Origin of the sequence: Nonomuraea sp. NPDC000554 (assembly GCF_040300065.1) — a bacterium.
Taxonomy (GTDB): domain Bacteria; phylum Actinomycetota; class Actinomycetes; order Streptosporangiales; family Streptosporangiaceae; genus Nonomuraea.
Window position 1 is genome coordinate 196,747 of record NZ_JBEPDC010000020.1, and the last position, 16,727, is coordinate 213,473.

Consider the following 16,727-nt stretch of genomic DNA (forward strand, 5'->3'; position numbering starts at 1 on the left):
AGCCGAGCAGCGTTCCGTTACTCAGCTGACCTGGCTCGGCGGGAACGTCGCCGCCCCCTGCCGGAAGTCTGGCCGGCCTGGTCGTCCTCAGCAGGGACGTCTTCAAGCGCACCGGTCACGGTATCACGGCTTGAGGAGTCCTTGGCCGCGGAAACCTTCTCCGAGACCGCCTTCTCCACCGCCATCTTCCCCTGCGTGCCGCGCGGCTCCGGCTTGGCCTCGACCGGCTCGGTGTGCACGATCAGGCCGCGCCCGTTGCAGCACTCGCACGGCGTCGAGAACGCCTCCAGCAGCCCCTGACCGACCCGCTTACGCGTCATCTGGACCAGGCCGAGCGAGGTGACCTCGGCCACCTGGTGCTTGGTCCTGTCGCGCGCCAGGCACTCCAGCAGCCGCCGCAGCACCAGGTCGCGGTTGGACTCGAGCACCATGTCGATGAAGTCGATGACGATGATGCCGCCGATGTCGCGGAGCCTGAGCTGCCTGACGATCTCCTCGGCCGCCTCCAGGTTGTTCCGGGTGACGGTCTCCTCGAGGTTGCCGCCCTGGCCGGTGAACTTGCCGGTGTTGACGTCCACGACGGTCATCGCCTCGGTGCGGTCGATGACCAGCGAACCGCCGCTGGGCAGCCAGACCTTGCGCTCCATCGCCTTGCCGAGCTGCTCGTCGATGCGGTACTGCTCGAACACGTCGCCCTGGTCGCCGTCCCACCGCGACAGGCGCTCGGCCAGGTGCGGCGCGACGTACTTGACGTACTCGTCGACCGTGTCCCAGGCCTCCTCGCCCTGCACGACCAGCGAGGTGAAGTCCTCGTTGAAGACGTCGCGCACCACGCGGATGGTCAGGTCGGGCTCGGCCGAGAGCAGCTCGGGCGGGCTGGCCGACTTGGCCTTCTTCTGGATGTTCTCCCACTGCGCCGACAGGCGGGCCACGTCGCGGGCCAGCTCGTCCTCGGACGCGCCCTCGGCGGCCGTGCGGACGATCACGCCGGCGTTCTCCGGCATGACCTTCTTCAGGATGCTCTTGAGCCGGGTGCGCTCCTTGTCGGGGAGCTTGCGGCTGATGCCGGTCATCGACCCGTCGGGCACGTAGACCAGGTAGCGGCCGGGAAGGCTGATCTGCGAGGTCAGCCGGGCTCCCTTGTGGCCGATCGGGTCCTTGGTGACCTGCACGAGCACCGACTGGCCGGACTTCAGCGCCGACTCGATGCGCTTCGGCTGCCCTTCCAGCCCCGCCGTGTCGAAGTTCACCTCACCGGCGTACAGGACGGCGTTGCGCCCCTTGCCGATGTCGACGAACGCCGCCTCCATCGACGGCAGGACGTTCTGCACCTTGCCGAGGTAGACGTTGCCCACGTAGGACTGGCTGGCCTCGCGGTTGACGTAGTGCTCGACGAGGACGCCGTCCTCCAGCACCGCGATCTGCGTGCGGTCGCCCTGGCGGCGCACCACCATCATCCGGTCGACCGACTCGCGCCTGGCCAGGAACTCCGACTCGGTGATGATCGGCGGACGCCTGCGGCCCAGCTCACGGCCCTCTCGGCGGCGCTGCTTCTTGGCCTCGAGCCTGGTGGAGCCGCGCACGCTCTGGACGCCGTCGGTGGCCGTGTCGAGCGCGGACGCGCGGCCGGAGCGGGGCGCGCGGATGCGCACGACCGTGTTCGGCGGGTCGTCGCTGGACGGCTCGGCGCCCTCGTCGGAACCGCGGCGGCGACGCCGGCGACGGCGGCGCGAGCTGGACGCCTCCTCTTCCTGGGCCTCCTCGCCCCGCTCCTCGTCGCCTTCGTCCTCGGACTCGTCGGACTCGTCGGCCTCGTCACGCTCGCGCGCCTTGCCGCGCCCCCTGCCGCCGCGGCGGCGGCGACGGCGGCGGCCGCCGCCCTCGTCCTCCTGCTCCTCGGCGCTCTCGCCCTCGATGTCCTCGTCCTCGACGCTCTCGTCGAGCGGCTCGTCCTCGGGCTCGGCGACGGGCTGCGGCGACTCCGGACGCGCGGGCTTGGCCTGGGTGGGGTCGGGCGCCTGGAACAGCGGCGCGAAGATCGCGGCGGGCCGCTGGAACGCGGTGCCCGGCTGCTCGTCCCTGCGGCCGGTGAAGCCGAACGGGTCGGACAGCAGGCTCGGCCGGTCGACCTCCTCGTCGAGGTCCTCCCCGGCGGGCTCGTCGTCGAGCGGCTCGTCCGCGGGCAGACCCTCCAGGATCTCGTCTTCCTCGGCCTCGGCGACCGGGCCGGCCGCCTCGACCGGCGCCTCAGCCTCCGGCTCCGCCTTCTTCCTGGTACGGCGACGCTTCGGCGCGGCCTCTTCCGCGGCCTCCTCGGCGGGCGCGCCAGCGGGACGCCGGACCGCCCGGGTCGCGGTGCCCTGGACGGGCTCGTCCACGACCGACGGAGCCCCGGCCGCCCGCGTCACGGCAGCCTCAACAGGCTCCTCGACCTCAGCAGGCGCACCCGCAGGACGCCGGACCGCCCGGGTCACGGCGCCCTGGACGGGCTCGTCCACGACCGACGGAGCCCCGGCCGCCCGCGTCACGGCAGCCTCAACAGGCTCCTCCACCTCAGCAGGCGCACCCGCAGGACGACGCACCACACGAGTCGCGGAACTCTGAACCGGCTCCTCCACGACCGACGGAGCCCCCGCCGCCCGCGTCACAGCAGCCTCAACAGGCTCCTCCACCTCAACAGGCGCACCCGCAGGACGACGCACCACACGAGTCGCGGAGCCCTGGACGGGCTCGTCCACCTCGGTGGGCGCTCCGGCAGGGCGGACCGCGTGCGCGGTTTCGGGCGTGTCGGACGCCGGCAACGCGGCCGGCTCCGCCGAGGGCTGCTCGCCGTCGGATTCGGCGGCCTTCTTGGTGGTGCGGCGGCGCGTCGTGGTGGCCGTAGATCTGGTTCTGGTGGCCCGCTTGGGCTTCTCCTCGACCGCCTCGGCGGCTTCGGCGACGGCCTCGCCCACGGCCTGTGCGGCCGCGGTCTCAACCGGGCTCTCCGCCGTGACGGCGGGCGCGGGCTGGGTGACCGGCGCGGCGGCCGACTCGTCGGTCACATCCGGCGGCGGGCCGGCCGGGCGGCTCGCCGATCGGCGGCGCCTGGTCACCTTGAGCTGTTCTGTTGTTTCCTCGTCAGGGCCGTTGGCCCCGCCGTTGGGCTCGTTCTCGAGCATGCGGGCGTTCTCCCGTCAGCTCCCGGGCGCGTCGCCGCGCCGCGCAGGAGCTCTCGTGTCTCGTTGTCCGCCCGCGCCCTCGTGAAAGGACGCAGGCGCCAAGTCCTGTCAGCGGTCGAGCCTCGCTCGCGCAAGGCGCTCCCTTAACCGGCGACGTACTCACCCGCCGGTCCCGCTTCGCCGCCGCGCGTGGTCTCGCGGTCAAGGTCGAACGGGTCGGCAAGCGCACCGGTGCTTGCGTCGAGCGGCCCCTGCGCCAGCCTGGTCACCTCGGGGGGAACCGGCGGCGCGAAGTCGGCCACAAGGCGCAGCCCTGTGAGCACATCGTCGGGTCGAACGGCCGGAGTCACGTGCCGAACAACCATGCGCAGTATGACACACGACTCTCCGGGCACCTGAGCTGCGGTTCTGCCTGTTCCCTCGGGCACCGTGAGCACCAGCACGGCCTCCCGGGCGTCGAAGCGCCGGGGCCCCTTCTTGGTGAGACGCTCGACCTCCACCGCACCGGCGGCGAGGAACTTCTCCACCGCCACCTCGGCCGGCTCACGGTCGGCGCCGGGCAGCCGCACCTCCCATTCGGAGGCCTCCAAGCGGTCGGCCAGCCCTCCGGCGCCCGCCTCGACGACGTCGATCACATCGAGGCCCGGCGGCAGAGAGCCGTCGAGGTCATCGCGGATGCGCTCGGGGTCGCATGGCGTGGTGACGCCGATCTCAAGGTATTCGGCCTCGCTGGCGACACCGGTCGGCGCCGCTCCCGCGTAGGAGATCTTCGGGTGGGGCGAGAAGCCCGCGCTGTACGCCACCGGAATACCGGCACGGCGAACCGCCCTCTCGACGGCCCGCGAGATGTCGCGGTGGCTGGTGAAGCGCAGACGGCCACGCTTGGTGTAGCGCACGCGCAGGCGCTGCACCGTTGGCGCTGGCGGAGGCCCTTCCGGAACAGGTTTCAGAGCTTGTCGTCCTTCCCGTGTCAGAGTTCCTTACCCCAGGATAAGCCGCCCTGACGCGTGAACCGCTCACGATCATGTACGGCGAGGTACCGCCCGGCCACTGAGCGCCGCTAAACCACCGTAAGGGGAAGGAGTTTCCTGCCCGTCGGGCCGATCTGGATTTCCGTTCCCATAGTGGGGCAAACGCCGCAGTCGTAGCAGGGGGTCCAGCGGCAGTCCTCGACCTCGCCGCCGGAGACGGCCTCCTGCCAGTCCTGCCAGAGCCACTCCCGGTCGAGCCCGGCGTCGAGATGGTCCCACGGCAGGACCTCGTTCTCGGCCCGCTCACGCACGGTGTACCAGTCGACGTCGACGCCTGCCTTCTCGGCCGAGGCCATCCACCGCTCGTAGGAGAAATGCTCGCTCCAGCCGTCGAAGCGCCCGCCGTCTTCCCAGACCGCGCGGATGACGGCGCCGACCCGGCGGTCGCCGCGCGAGAGCAGCCCCTCCACGATGGACGGCTTGCCGTCGTGATAGCGGAATCCGACAGCCCTGCCGTACACCTTGTCGCCCCTGAGCGAGTCGCGCAGCGCCTTGAGCCGCCGGTCGACGGTCTCGTGGTCGGCCTGGCCGGCCCACTGGAACGGGGTGTGCGGCTTTGGTACGAAACCGCCGATGGAGACCGTGCAGCGGATGTCGCGCGAGCCGGTGCTCTCGCGGCCCGCCTTGATGACCTTCCTGGCCAGGTCGGCGATGCCCAGGACGTCCTCGTCGGTCTCGGTGGGCAGCCCGCACATGAAGTACAGCTTGACCTGCCGCCAGCCCTGCGAGTAGGCGGTGCTGACGGTGCGGATGAGGTCCTCTTCGGTGACCATCTTGTTGATCACCTTGCGCATCCGCTCAGAGCCGCCTTCAGGAGCGAAGGTCAGGCCGGAGCGACGGCCGTTCCTGGAGAACTCGTTGGCCAGGTCGATGTTGAACGCGTCGACCCTGGTGGAGGGCAGCGACAGCGAGGTGTTCGTACCCTCGTACCGGTCGGCCAGGCCCTTGGCGACCTCGCCGATCTCGGAGTGGTCGGCGGACGACAGCGACAGCAGCCCGACCTCGTTGAAGCCCGACTCCTTGATGCCGTTCTCGACCATCGCGCCGATCGTGGTGATCGACCGCTCGCGCACCGGACGGGTGATCATGCCCGCCTGGCAGAACCGGCAGCCACGCGTGCAGCCGCGGAAGATCTCCACGCTGAACCGCTCATGGACCGTCTCGGCCAGCGGCACCAGCGGCTTCTTCGGGTACGGCCACTCATCGAGATCCATCACCGTGTGCTTGTGCACCCGCCACGGCACGCCGGGCGTGTTGGGCGCGACCCGCTTGATGCGCCCGTCGGGGTGGTACTCCACGTCGTAGAACTTCGGCACGTAGACGCCGCCGGACTCGGCCAGCCGCATCAGCAGCTCGTCGCGCCCGCCCGGCCTGCCCTCGGCCTTCCACTCACGGACGACCTCGGAGATGGCGATCGAGATCTGCTCGCCGTCGCCCAGGACGGCCGCGTCGAGGAAGTCGGCGATCGGCTCCGGGTTGAACGCCGCATGGCCGCCGGCCAGCACGATCGGGTCGTCGTCGCCCCGCTCGGCGGCCATCAGCGGAATGCCCGCCAGATCGAGCGCGGTCAGCAGGTTCGTGTAGCCCAGTTCCGTGGAGAAGGACACGCCGAGGACGTCGAAGGCCCGCACGGGGCGGTGCCCGTCGACGGTGAACTGCGGCACACCCTCGGCGCGCATCAGCGCCTCGAGGTCGGGCCAGACCGCGTAGGTGCGCTCGGCCAGCGTCGCGGGCAGCTCGTTGAGGATCTCGTACAGGATCGCGACGCCCTGGTTGGGCAGCCCGACCTCGTACGCGTCGGGGTACATCAGCGCCCAGCGCACGTCGGCGGAGTCCCAGTCCTTGACGGTCGAGTTGAGCTCACCCCCGACGTACTGGATCGGCTTCTGCACCTTGGGCAGCAGCGCTTCCAGGCGAGGAAAAATCGACTCGACAGGCATGGCACCCAGCGTAGCGGCGCTCAGACCGTGGCTGGTCCGGGGATGTCGATGTCGTTGCCGCTGAGCACGACGATGTGATGGCCCTCGTAGCAGATCAGCTCGACGGCGATGACGCCGCTGGCGAGGTTGTGGACGGCGGTGACGTGACTGGCGGGCAGCAGGAAGCGCTCCTCGCACTCGTCGCAGTAAACCAGGAACATACCCCTAATTAAACGTCTGTTGCCTGATCCTTATCGCCTGGAGCAGGCCGATCGCCATCAGATTCGCGAACGTGGCGGTTCCTCCGTAGGACACGAACGGCAGCGGCAGCCCGGTGATCGGCATGATCCCGATCGTCATCCCGATGTTGACGAACGTCTGGAACGCCAGCCAGCACACGATCATGCCCGCGACCAGCGTCCCGAACCTGTCGTCGCAGAGCCTGCCGATCTTCAGCCCGCGCAGCAGCACCACGCCGAGCAGCAGCACGACGGTCACGGAGCCGAGAAAGCCGAACTCCTCCCCCGCCACCGTGAAGATGAAGTCGGTGTGCTGCTCGGGCACGAACCTTCCGGTCGTCTGCCCGCCGTCGAGCAGCCCCTTGCCGAACAGTTGCCCGGAGCCGATCGCGATCAGCGCCTGCGTGCTGTTGTAGCCCACCCCGCGCGGATCCACGCCCGGATCGACGAACGCGGTGAACCGCGCCACCTGGTACGGCTCCAGCATCTGGAAGAAGAACACGCAGAACACCCCGGCGGCGGCCATCAGCGTCAGCAGCATGATCCACCGCTTGCGCACCCCGGCGATCACCAGCCCGGACGCCGTGATCACGGCCAGCACCAGCGTGGTGCCGAGGTCGGGCTGGAGCATCACCAGCCCCATCGTCACCAGCGCGGCGAACAGCGCCAGCCAGACGTCCAGCCCGCGCGGCCTGTCACTGCCCTCGGCGGGCTGCGCGAGCAGCATCGCGATGATCAGCAGCAGCCCGACCTTGGCGAACTCCGACGGCTGCACGGCGAAGCCGCCGCCGAGCAGGATCCACGAGTGCGACCCGTTGATCGTCGCGCCCAACGGCGTGATCACCAGACCCAGACCGACCAGCGAGACCAGGAACACCAGCGCCGCATACGCCCGCATCGCCCGATGGTCCACCATCGCCACCACGGCGAACAGCACCACCCCGATGACCTCGTTGAGCACGTGCTTCTTGACCAGCCCGGTGGACCCGGGCGCCCACGTCCTGGTGGAGGACCACACCAGCAACGTGCCGATCACGCAGAGGGCGGCGACCGCGACCAGCATCACCCCGTCGAGCCGCCACACCGCCGACTCCGCGCCCACGGCCCTCCGGGCGAACGAGCGCCGCCTCACCACCACGGAACGGTCGGTCATTCCCCTTCCACCGTCCCGTCGGGCGCGAAGCGCGGCAGCACGCTGGCCGTGCGGCCGTGCGGCAGCGCGGGCGGGCGTTTGATGCCGAAGATGCCCTCGTAGATCTCGCGGGCGGCGGGCGCGGCGGTCGAGGCGCCCATGCCACCCTGCGAGACCATGACGACCACGACGAAGCGAGGGTGCTGCGTGGGCGCGAACGAGGCGAACCAGGACGTGTCCTCCTTGCCCCATACCTCCGCGGTACCGGTCTTGCCGCCGATGCGGATCTTGTCCATCGGCCAGCCGGTGAACGCACCGGCCGCGGTGCCGTCGGAGGGGACCTGGCTGAGCGCGTCCTTGATGTAGAGGCGCTCCTTCTCGCTGAGCGGCAGCTTGCCGACCACCGGAACCGGGATGCGCTTGACCAGCTTGCCGTCGGGCCGCACAGTCGCCCAGCCGATGCGCGGGCTGCGCAGCTTGCCGTCGCTGACCAGCGCCGCGTACGCGCGGGCCAGCTGGAGCGGCGTCACCAGGACGTCGCCCTGCCCAATGGAGAAGTTGGCCGAGTCACCGGCCCGCAGCAGGAAGCCCTCCAGGCAGTTCTCGTTGGCCAGCCGCTTGAGGAAGTCGGCGCGCGCCTTGTCGGCCACCTCCGGGTAGCCGGTCTTCGCGCGCTTGCAGGCGGTGCCGCTGGTCTGCGTCCACATCGCCTTCTTCCAGGCCCGGTCGGGGATGCGGCCGGAGGACTCGCCCGGCAGGTCGATCCCGGTGCGCTTGCCGAACCCGAACGCCCTGGCCGTGTTCGCGAAGACCTCCTTCGGCGGCTTGCTGGGATGCAGCCCGCCGTCCTTGAGCCACTGCTCGTAACCGGACCTGTAGAAGATCGTGTCGCAGGACTTGACCAGCGCGGTGTGCAGGTTCATCGGGCCCAGGCCGATGCCGTGGAAGTTGTTGAACGGCCGGTCACCCACCATGAACGAGCCGGGGCAGTCGTAGGTGCCTTTCAGCGGGTACCCGGCCCGCAGCATGGCCGTCACCGACGACACCTTGAAGGTCGAGCCGGGGGCGAACTGCCCGTTGAGCGCCCGTGACACCAGCGGCTTGCCGGTGGCGTCCGACAGCAGCCGCTGGTACCCGCTCGCCGAGATGCCGCCCGCCCAGACCGCCGGGTCGTAGCCGGGGGCGCTGGCCAGCGCGATCACCCGGCCCGTTCGCGGGTCGAGCACCACTCCGGCGGCGCCGTCGGCCTTCGGCGCGTTCTTCATCGCGTGCTGCAACGCCTCCTCGACCACGGCCTGCACGCGCGAGTCGATGCTGGTGACCAGCGTGTCGCCGCTGACGGGCGGCACCTCCTGCTCCACCCCGAGGGCCTTGCCCATCCGGTCGACCTGCACGCGGCGCAACCCCGGCTTGCCGCGCAGGACGTCGTCGTAGACGTACTCGAGGCCGTCGCGTCCGACCAGGTCCACGCCGGAGAAGACGGCCTTGAGCCCCTCACGCTTCTCCAGCTCGGCCTGGGTGACCGGCTGTAGGTAGCCGAGCATCTGCGCGCCGGCCTCGCCCCCCGGGTACTGCCTGACGGAGTGCACCTCGGCCGTGATGCCGGGGAACTCCTCCTGCCGCTCCAGGATCTGCAGCGCCTCGCGGGTGTTGACCTTGTCGTCGATCGGGATCGGCTGGTACGGCGAGCCGGTCCAGCACGGCTTGCCCACGCCGGGGCCGCACGGCGTGATCCGCTTCTGCAGCAGCTTGACCGGCTTGTCGAGGACGGCGCCCAGCTTCTTCAGCACGCTCAACCCGCCGTCGGGCATCCTGATCAGCCCGATCCTGTCGACCGAGACGACCAGCGCGGTGTGGTTGCGCACCAGCGGGCGGCCCGCGGCGTCGAGGATCTGCCCTCGCACGGCTGGCACCATCACGGTCCTGGTCCTGGTCTCGGCCGCCCTGGTGACGAACTCCTGGCCGCGTACGACCTGCACCTGGTAGAGCCGCACGGCCAGCACGGCGAGCAGGGTCAGCACCAGCACGTGCAGCACGAGCAACCGGGCATGCATCCTGTTCACGTCCCGTACCTCGCCAGCCATCGACGGGTGACCAGCCAGATCACGAACGGGGCCACCACCAGCGTGTAGACGATCGTGAGCGGCACCTGCGCGGTCAGCGTGGACGCCGTCACCCGCGGATCTGAGATCAGCCCGCCCATCGCCGCGGCCACCAGCGGCGCGGCCAGCACGCAGAGCACGACGGTGGTGACCGGGCCGCCCAACCCCCGCCCCGCCACGTAACCCACCAGGGCCAGCACGAACGCGTACTGCCCCACGAGGTGCGCGGTCGGCGGTACGACGTCCACCAGCAACCCGGCGCAGAACCCGATCAGCGCCCCGGCGGCGGCCCCGCGCGCCTGCGCGATTCCCACCACGGCGAGCAGCACCAGATCGGGCGCGCCGCCCGCGGGCAGCGGCACCCGGTTCACCAGCATCACCTGCACCAGCACCGCCGCCACCACGAACAAGGCGGGCATCAGCGCGCTCCCTCCTTCGCCGGCAGCACCGAGTCGCGCGGGTCGCGCTTGGGCCCCTCCACCACCACCCCCACCACGTCGAGTGCCATCAGATCCGCGTAGGGCCTGGCGTAGGCGATGCGGGTCAGCTCGCCCGGCGTCGCCTCCACCCGTTCGATCACCCCGATCGGCACCCCCGGCACGTACGGCCTGCCGTTCTGCGAGCCGAAGCTGACGATGCGCCCGCCGCGGGCGAGCGGCGCGGTCGAGTCGAGCAGCTTGAACTGGATGACTCGCCCGTTCTCCCCCACCCCGTGCACGACCCCGATCTCCTGGCCGCCCTCCAGCCTGGCGCCGGCGGCCGAGCCGGGGTCGCTCAGCAGCACCACGGTGGAACTGCTCGCCGTCGCCTGGACGACCCGTCCGATCAGCCCCTCGCCGTTCAGCACCGTCATCTCCGGGTGGACGCCGTCAGCGGTGCCGACGTCGAGCTCGACGGCGTCCTCGAAGCCCGGCTGGCCGCGCCTGGCGACCACGTTGGCGGGCACGACCCGGTAGCCGCCGAGCCCCGCCAGGCCCAGCATCCGCCGCAGCTCCACGGACCTGACCTGGTCGAGCCGGTTCGCCGCCAGGCTCGCGCGCAGCCTGGTGTTGTCCGCCTTGAGCCGGTCGATCTCGCCCTGGGCGCTGGGGGCCGCGACCACCGCGTGGACGAAGCTGCCGATCGGGCGCAACGTGGCACCGGCGAACTGCTCCACCCCGCCGAAGAGCCATGAACCCGCCCCGCGCAGCGAGGCGAGCGGGGAGCCCGCACCGGAACGGTGATCAACGGTCAAAGTGACCAGCGCCGCCGTCAGCAGCGTTCCGAGGATCAGCCGGGCGCGGCGCGAGTCTCGCATCAGCGTCGCGACTCCGGCACCAGAACCTGCTGCAACGCCTCGAACTCCTCGACGCACCTGCCAGAGCCGAGCGCGACCGAGTCAAGGGCGTTCTCCACCAGATGGACGGGCATGCCCGTCTCCGCCTTGACCCGCTCGTCCATGCCCTTGAGCAGCGCGCCACCGCCGGTCAGGGCGATGCCACGGTCCATCAGGTCGCCGGACAGCTCCGGCGGGCACTTGTCGAGCGTGGTCTTGACCGCGTCGACGATCGAGTTGACCGGCTCCTCGATGGCCTTGCGGATCTCCTCGCCCGACACCACGATCGTCTTCGGCAACCCGCTGACGAGGTCGCGTCCGCGCACCTCGGCGTGCGACTCCTCGGTTCCCGGGCAGGCGGAGCCGATCGAGATCTTGATCTCCTCCGCGGTGCGCTCGCCCAGCATCAGCGAGAACTCCTTCTTCGCGAAGGTGATCACCGCCTGGTCGAGCTCGTCGCCGCCGACCCTGATCGACTGGCTGGTGACCACGCCGCCCATCGAGATGATGGCCACCTCGGTGGTGCCACCGCCGATGTCGACCACCATGTTCCCGGTCGGCTCGTGCACGGGCAGCCCGGCGCCGATGGCGGCCGCCATGGGCTCCTCGACGATGTAGACCTTGCGCGCGCCGGCCTGGTAACCGGCCTCCTTCACCGCCCGCTGCTCGACCCCGGTGATGCCGCTGGGCACGGCGATGATGATGCGCGGCTTAGCAAAATGCCGTCTTTTGTGCACCCTTTGGATGAAATATCGCAGCATCCGCTCGGTTACGTCGAAATCGGCGATCACACCATCCTTGAGCGGCCGCACGGCGACGATGTTGCCGGGCGTCCGGCCGATCATCCGCTTCGCCTCGATGCCGACCGCCACGATCTTCCCCGTGGTGGTGTTGATGGCAACGACTGACGGCTCGTTCAGCACGATGCCGCGGCCCCGCACGTACACGAGCGTGTTGGCGGTGCCGAGATCGACCGCCATGTCACGGCCGAGAAACGCGAGCTTGCTGCCCATGGGGAACGGAGCCTTCCGTAACGTCGTTCGCGATGACTACGGATCGAATTCGAATCGTAACGTGACGTACCCACCGGTGCCCGCAATGAGCCCCTGCGCCCCCCAAAATTCTTCACCCCCTCCTCAAAGTCACCCTTTACCACCCATACCTGCATACCGTCCCCACCGCCGCTGGATACTCCACCCATCTCTCCAGCCGCCACAAACCCCTCAGAACCACCGGCGCCGACGTGCCGGCGGGTCGTCCCGCAGACTCATACAGAACCGCTCAGCGACACACAACGCCTCCGAACACCGCACCGGCGCCATCGGGCTCACCAACACCGCTGCTCGCGTGCTGAGGCCCCCACAGACGCTCCCAGCCCCACGGTTGGCCCCCATGCCTCCCGGACGCTCCGCGCCGGTGCCCCTGCCTGGCCGCCGGCGCCCCCAGAAAGAAGGTCGTCCCCAGAAACGACCGGTGCCCACCAGCAGCGGCTGGCGGGCACCGGGAGCGGGCTGGGCCGATCGAGCCCAGCTCAGAAGAGGTCAGAAACGGTCGGGGAAGAAGATCTTGATCTCCCGAGCCGCCGACTCGGGCGAGTCGGAACCGTGGACGACGTTCTCACCGATCTCCAGCGCGTGGTCACCGCGAATCGTCCCCGGAGCGGACTTGACCGGGTCGGTGAGGCCGGCGAGGGCGCGGAACGCCTCCACCGCGCGCGGGCCCTCGAGCACGAGGGCGACCAGCGGCCCGGAGGTGATGAACTCGACCAGCTCGCCGAAGAACGGACGCTCGGCGTGCTCGGCGTAGTGCGCCTTCGCGGTGTCGACGTCGAGGGTGCGCAGATCCATCGCCACGACCTTGAGGCCTTTGCGCTCCACGCGGGCGATCACGTCACCGATGAGGCCACGCTTCACCCCGTCGGGCTTGATCAGGACAAGAGTGCGCTCGGACACGAGAGGTTCTCCTTCGAACAGGTCTGGTGGCTGTGGGATCGCGCCGCGCATGGTCGCGGCTGGGCTTAGCCTACCGTCCCGCCGCCATGGGACCGTTTGCTACGAGCCTTCAGGGGACTGCGCTGGAGGCGGGACGGGAGGGATCAGATCGGCGTCGTCCCCTTCCTCCTCTTTTGCGGGCTTTCCCTGCTCGGGAATCTCCGCGGGCTCGCCCTCCGGCAGCGGGGACGGCTCCGCCCCGGCGACCGCCGCAGGCGCGTGCGCGTAGGCGTGGGCGGGTTCCGGCCGGTCTGGCTCCTGCACCTCGACGGAGGCCGCCGAGGACCGCCTGGCCAGCAACGCGGACAGGACGATCACCGCCACCACCAGGAACCCGCCGATCAGCGACCACAGGTGCAACGCCCCGACGAACTTGTCGACCAGTTGCTGCGCGGAACCGACGCCGCGCAACATCATCACCTGCACCCCGGTTCCGAGTAGGTAGCCCGCGAGCACACCAGGGAAGCACAGCGCCAGGCCGAACAGCGTCGCGCCGACGCCCACGTGGCTCAGCGCCGCGGTGAGCGCCACCGCCGCGCCCACGGCCAGCAGCGTGAACGGCACCATCAGCACCAGCCCTTCCGCGGCCGGCACCACGACCCGGACCGAGCACAGCCCGACCACCATCGCCAGCAACCCCAACGGCGTGAGCCACCTGGACGAGTCGGCCGCGAACACCCGCACCAGCACGGCCGCGACCAGCGCGAGCACGCCTGCCACGACGAACGGCACCCACAGCCCCTTCAGCCCCGGCCCGCCGAGACCGCCCAGTTCCACATACGTCACCTGGGCGACGCTGGGCAGCAGCACGACGCCCACCGCGATCATCGCGTAGGACAGCGTGCGCCCTTCGCGGCTGCCGATGGAGGCGAGCGCGAGCAGCGCCACGATCGCCAGCACCGCCAGCAGGATCACCAGGCTGGCGGTCCAGTCCTCGCTGGCCGTGCTGAGGGCCACCACCGCGATGCCCGCCGCGGGAACCGTCGCGAGCAGCAGGCGACCACGTTCCCTGGCCGTGCCGCTCGGCGTCGACGGCTGCCCCTCCAGCATCCAGACCAGCAGGTAGACGGCCGCCAGCGCCAGCGCGATGCCGGTCACCAACGGGTACGGCTGCAGCGTGACCTGCCACCTGCGTATCCCGTCGAGCGGCCACAACGCCAGCGCCTGCGCGCTCAGCAGGCTCAGCGCGAGCATCCCGACCCACAGGCCACGCAGCACCGCGGACCGTTCCCAGACCGCCACCAGCGTGGCCGGGACGAGCAGGCCCGCCCCGATGCCGTGCAGCACCCGCAGCACCCCGACCAGCGACGCCGAACCCGCATAGCCCCCGGCGGCGTCGGCCAGCGCGAGCACCACGAGCCCGCCCACCAGCACGTGCGCCGGCCTCAGCCGCCGCAGAGCCACTGCCGCGAGCGGCACGGTCAGCATCATCGCCGGGAGCGCGAGCCCGTGCGCCCGCATCAGCCCGACCCGGTCGATGTCGCCCGGCAGCAGCTCGGCGACGACGGAGACGGTGTTGGGGATGGCGACGATCGCCAGCGGGAGCGCGACGACGACGAGCAGCCCGAGCACGACATCGAGCAGCCCCGGGAACCTCGCGCGCTGGAGCCGCTGGACTGGCTGGATTAGGGGGACGGCCATGGTGCCCGACTTTAGCGGGAAGTCACGCCCTCGACACGGCGAGCGACGAATATCGCCGTGATCCACAGCGCCGTGAAGATCCCTCCGAGGAAGAACATGGTCGGAACCAGAAATCCGGTGCAGACCGCAAGAACCTGCACCACACTGCCTGCGATGTATCCGAAAGGCCACTTCAGCAGCCCTGCGGAGATCACGCACAGCACGGCCAGCCCGATGCCCGCGGTCACCGCCAGCGCCGGCCGGACACCGTCGACCATGATGGCCACCGGTGTGATGAGCCCCGCGACGATCGCCTCCATGCCCAGCACGCTCGCGCCGAGCCGCCGCATCCCCGGAGTGACCTCGAAGCTCATCATGTCCCCTCCGCCCTGAGCAGATGACGCGCGTCTCCCGCCGTCACCACCGAGCCCGTGATCAGCACGCCCGTGCCGCTGAACTCACCCTCCGCGTCGGCGATCCCGATGCCCCTGTCGAGCGCCTCGTCCAGCCTCTCGACGACGTGCACACGGTCCTCTCCGAAGAGGGGAACGGCCAGCGCCGCCAGGTCCTCCGGCGACATCGACCGGGGTGAGGAGTTCCGGGTGACGACGATCTCGTCCACGATCGGTTCGAGCAGCTCCAGCAGCGCGTCGACGTCCTTGTCGCGCATCACCGCGACCACGCCGACGACCTTGGCGAAGTCGAACGCCTCGTGCATGCCCTCCAGCGTGGCCTGCATCCCCCCGGGATTGTGCGCGGCGTCGATCACGACCGTCGGGGTCCGCCGGACGACCTCCAGCCGCCCCGGCGAGGACGCCTGCGCGAACGCCTGCCGCACCAGCTCCACGTCGAGCGGGTCGTCACCGCCCGTCAGCGCCTCGACGGCGGCCAGCGCGGTCACCGCGTTGCTCGCCTGGTGGGCGCCGTAGAGCGGGAGGTAGACGTCCTCGTAGACGCCCTTGAGCCCGCGCAGGCTGAGCAGCTGACCGCCCATCGCGACCTCGCGGTTGAGCACGCCGAACTCCAGGCCCTCGCGGGCGACGACCGCCCCGACGTCGGCGGCCCGCCGCATCAGCACCTCCGCCGCCTCCAGCTCCTGCTGGGAGAGGATGGCGGTGGCGCCGGGCTTGATGATGCCCGCCTTCTCACCGGCGATGCTCGGGATGTCGGGCCCGAGGCGGTCGGTGTGATCCAGAGAGATCGGAGTGACGACCGCGACGGCACCGTCGGCCACGTTGGTGGCGTCCCACGAGCCGCCCATGCCCGCCTCGATGACCGCGACGTCCACCGGAGTGTCGGCGAACACCGCGAACGCCATGGCCGTGAGCAGCTCGAAGAACTGGATACGCCGCCCCTGCGTGTCGACCAGATCGACGTAGGGCGCGATCTCCTCGTACGCCTGGGCGAAGCGCTCCTCGCTCAACGGCTCGCCGTCGACCGTGATGCGCTCACGAACCGACACCAGGTGAGGGCTGGTGAAGCGCCCCACACGCAGGTTCCGCTCCTTGAGCAGGGCCTCGGTCAGCCGCGCCGTACTCGTCTTGCCGTTCGTGCCCGCGATGTGAATGACCGGGTACGCCTGCTGCGGCGAGCCGAGCACGTCCATGAGGGCCGCGATCCTGTCGAGCGTCGGTTCGAAATCCCACTCGACGCCACGATCCATGATCGCGCGTTCAACCGCACGATAGTCCACCCCTTAACCCTACTGACCGCACGGACCGCTCCACCGCGCCGGGCGAACCGATTTCACACCAGGACGCAACCTCCGCGTCCCACCGACAGCCTCCGCACCCCCACACCAGCGACAAAGAAGGCGAGAGAAGGACTCCAGTCCCCGTATACGACCCTCAAACCCACCCAAAAGATCCCAGAAACCATCGAACGGCCCCCCAATCCGCCACGCCAAAGAGCCAGCCAGAGAGCCGGCAAGTGACTCCCGGCCTCAGGCACCCCGAAGGAGCCGCCGAAGCCGACGAGCCGATCCCTCCCCACGCGTGTCAAAGAGAGGAGGGCCCACAAGCAGAGCCACCCTGAACACCAAAGAGAAAAGGAATCCGTTTCAACGCTGAGGCCACCCGCAAGCGGGCCCCGCCCTCTCCACACCCGCAGAAGACGAACCCCCGATCAACACCTACAGCAAGCGGAAACCACACAAAGACAAGAGGGCTTCCACCACCAGAAAGAACAACCAGAGAAGACCACCGGAAAGAACCGGCA

13 protein-coding genes are annotated in these 16,727 nt (G+C 70.1%); all 13 read right to left on the reverse strand.

The annotated features are described in order from the left end of the window. Positions 1-17: 17 nt before the first annotated feature. Positions 18-3,161, reverse strand: a complete 3,144-nt coding sequence (locus tag ABT294_RS33210; RefSeq protein WP_350810262.1) for an Rne/Rng family ribonuclease — start codon at positions 3,159-3,161, stop codon at positions 18-20. 143 nt (positions 3,162-3,304) lie between these two features. Then, complete coding sequence (locus ABT294_RS33215) at positions 3,305-4,072, reverse strand: TIGR03936 family radical SAM-associated protein (RefSeq protein WP_350810263.1); 768 nt, start codon at positions 4,070-4,072, stop codon at positions 3,305-3,307. A 149-nt stretch (positions 4,073-4,221) separates the two neighbouring features. Beyond that, positions 4,222-6,132 carry a TIGR03960 family B12-binding radical SAM protein gene (locus tag ABT294_RS33220; protein WP_350810264.1) on the reverse strand — a complete coding sequence of 637 codons (1,911 nt, stop codon included), beginning with the start codon at positions 6,130-6,132 and terminating at the stop codon, positions 4,222-4,224. 20 nt (positions 6,133-6,152) lie between these two features. Next, positions 6,153-6,332 carry a hypothetical protein gene (locus tag ABT294_RS33225; RefSeq protein ID WP_350810265.1) on the reverse strand — a complete coding sequence of 60 codons (180 nt, stop codon included), beginning with the start codon at positions 6,330-6,332 and terminating at the stop codon, positions 6,153-6,155. Between the two features lie 4 nt (positions 6,333-6,336). Beyond that, entirely contained in the window at positions 6,337-7,503 is a 1,167-nt protein-coding gene (gene rodA, locus ABT294_RS33230; protein WP_350810266.1) for a rod shape-determining protein RodA, read from the reverse strand. Continuing rightward, positions 7,500-9,536 carry a penicillin-binding protein 2 gene (gene mrdA / locus ABT294_RS33235; protein WP_350810273.1) on the reverse strand — a complete coding sequence of 679 codons (2,037 nt, stop codon included), beginning with the start codon at positions 9,534-9,536 and terminating at the stop codon, positions 7,500-7,502. Before mrdA ends, rodA begins: the two co-directional genes overlap by 4 nt. Positions 9,537-9,541: 5 nt before the next feature. Next, positions 9,542-10,003, reverse strand: a complete 462-nt coding sequence (mreD, locus tag ABT294_RS33240) for a rod shape-determining protein MreD (protein WP_350810267.1) — start codon at positions 10,001-10,003, stop codon at positions 9,542-9,544. Continuing rightward, a complete protein-coding gene (gene mreC, locus ABT294_RS33245) occupies positions 10,003-10,881 on the reverse strand; it encodes a rod shape-determining protein MreC (RefSeq protein WP_350810268.1) in 879 nt (292 codons plus the stop codon). Before mreC ends, mreD begins: the two co-directional genes overlap by 1 nt. Then, on the reverse strand, positions 10,881-11,912 hold the full coding sequence (locus tag ABT294_RS33250) for a rod shape-determining protein (protein WP_350810269.1): 1,032 nt from the start codon (positions 11,910-11,912) through the stop codon (positions 10,881-10,883). Before ABT294_RS33250 ends, mreC begins: the two co-directional genes overlap by 1 nt. 528 nt (positions 11,913-12,440) lie before the next feature. After that, positions 12,441-12,851 (reverse strand): nucleoside-diphosphate kinase, encoded by a 411-nt coding sequence (gene ndk, locus ABT294_RS33255; RefSeq protein WP_350810270.1) that lies wholly within the window; start codon positions 12,849-12,851, stop codon positions 12,441-12,443. Positions 12,852-12,950: 99 nt separating this feature from the next. Further along, positions 12,951-14,531 (reverse strand): hypothetical protein, encoded by a 1,581-nt coding sequence (locus ABT294_RS33260; protein WP_350810271.1) that lies wholly within the window; start codon positions 14,529-14,531, stop codon positions 12,951-12,953. A gap of 11 nt (positions 14,532-14,542) precedes the next feature. Beyond that, the gene (locus ABT294_RS33265; protein WP_350810272.1) at positions 14,543-14,887 is read right to left on the reverse strand and encodes a DUF4233 domain-containing protein; all 345 of its coding nucleotides are present in this window, start codon (positions 14,885-14,887) and stop codon (positions 14,543-14,545) included. Next, the gene (locus ABT294_RS33270; protein ID WP_350810274.1) at positions 14,884-16,173 is read right to left on the reverse strand and encodes a bifunctional folylpolyglutamate synthase/dihydrofolate synthase; all 1,290 of its coding nucleotides are present in this window, start codon (positions 16,171-16,173) and stop codon (positions 14,884-14,886) included. The genes ABT294_RS33265 and ABT294_RS33270 overlap by 4 nt, the downstream gene beginning before the upstream one ends. Between the last annotated feature and the right edge of the window lie 554 nt (positions 16,174-16,727).

Coding starts and splice junctions, on each gene's coding strand:
- ABT294_RS33210 (WP_350810262.1), bottom strand. CDS start 3,161: ATGCTCGAGAACGAGCCCAACGGCGGGGCCAACGGCCCTGACGAGGAA.
- ABT294_RS33225 (WP_350810265.1), bottom strand. CDS start 6,332: ATGTTCCTGGTTTACTGCGACGAGTGCGAGGAGCGCTTCCTGCTGCCC.
- ABT294_RS33270 (WP_350810274.1), bottom strand. CDS start 16,173: ATGGATCGTGGCGTCGAGTGGGATTTCGAACCGACGCTCGACAGGATC.
- ABT294_RS33220 (WP_350810264.1), bottom strand. CDS start 6,132: ATGCCTGTCGAGTCGATTTTTCCTCGCCTGGAAGCGCTGCTGCCCAAG.
- ABT294_RS33250 (WP_350810269.1), bottom strand. CDS start 11,912: ATGGGCAGCAAGCTCGCGTTTCTCGGCCGTGACATGGCGGTCGATCTC.
- mrdA (WP_350810273.1), bottom strand. CDS start 9,536: ATGCATGCCCGGTTGCTCGTGCTGCACGTGCTGGTGCTGACCCTGCTC.
- ABT294_RS33260 (WP_350810271.1), bottom strand. CDS start 14,531: ATGGCCGTCCCCCTAATCCAGCCAGTCCAGCGGCTCCAGCGCGCGAGG.
- ABT294_RS33265 (WP_350810272.1), bottom strand. CDS start 14,887: ATGATGAGCTTCGAGGTCACTCCGGGGATGCGGCGGCTCGGCGCGAGC.
- mreC (WP_350810268.1), bottom strand. CDS start 10,881: ATGCGAGACTCGCGCCGCGCCCGGCTGATCCTCGGAACGCTGCTGACG.
- mreD (WP_350810267.1), bottom strand. CDS start 10,003: ATGCCCGCCTTGTTCGTGGTGGCGGCGGTGCTGGTGCAGGTGATGCTG.
- rodA (WP_350810266.1), bottom strand. CDS start 7,503: ATGACCGACCGTTCCGTGGTGGTGAGGCGGCGCTCGTTCGCCCGGAGG.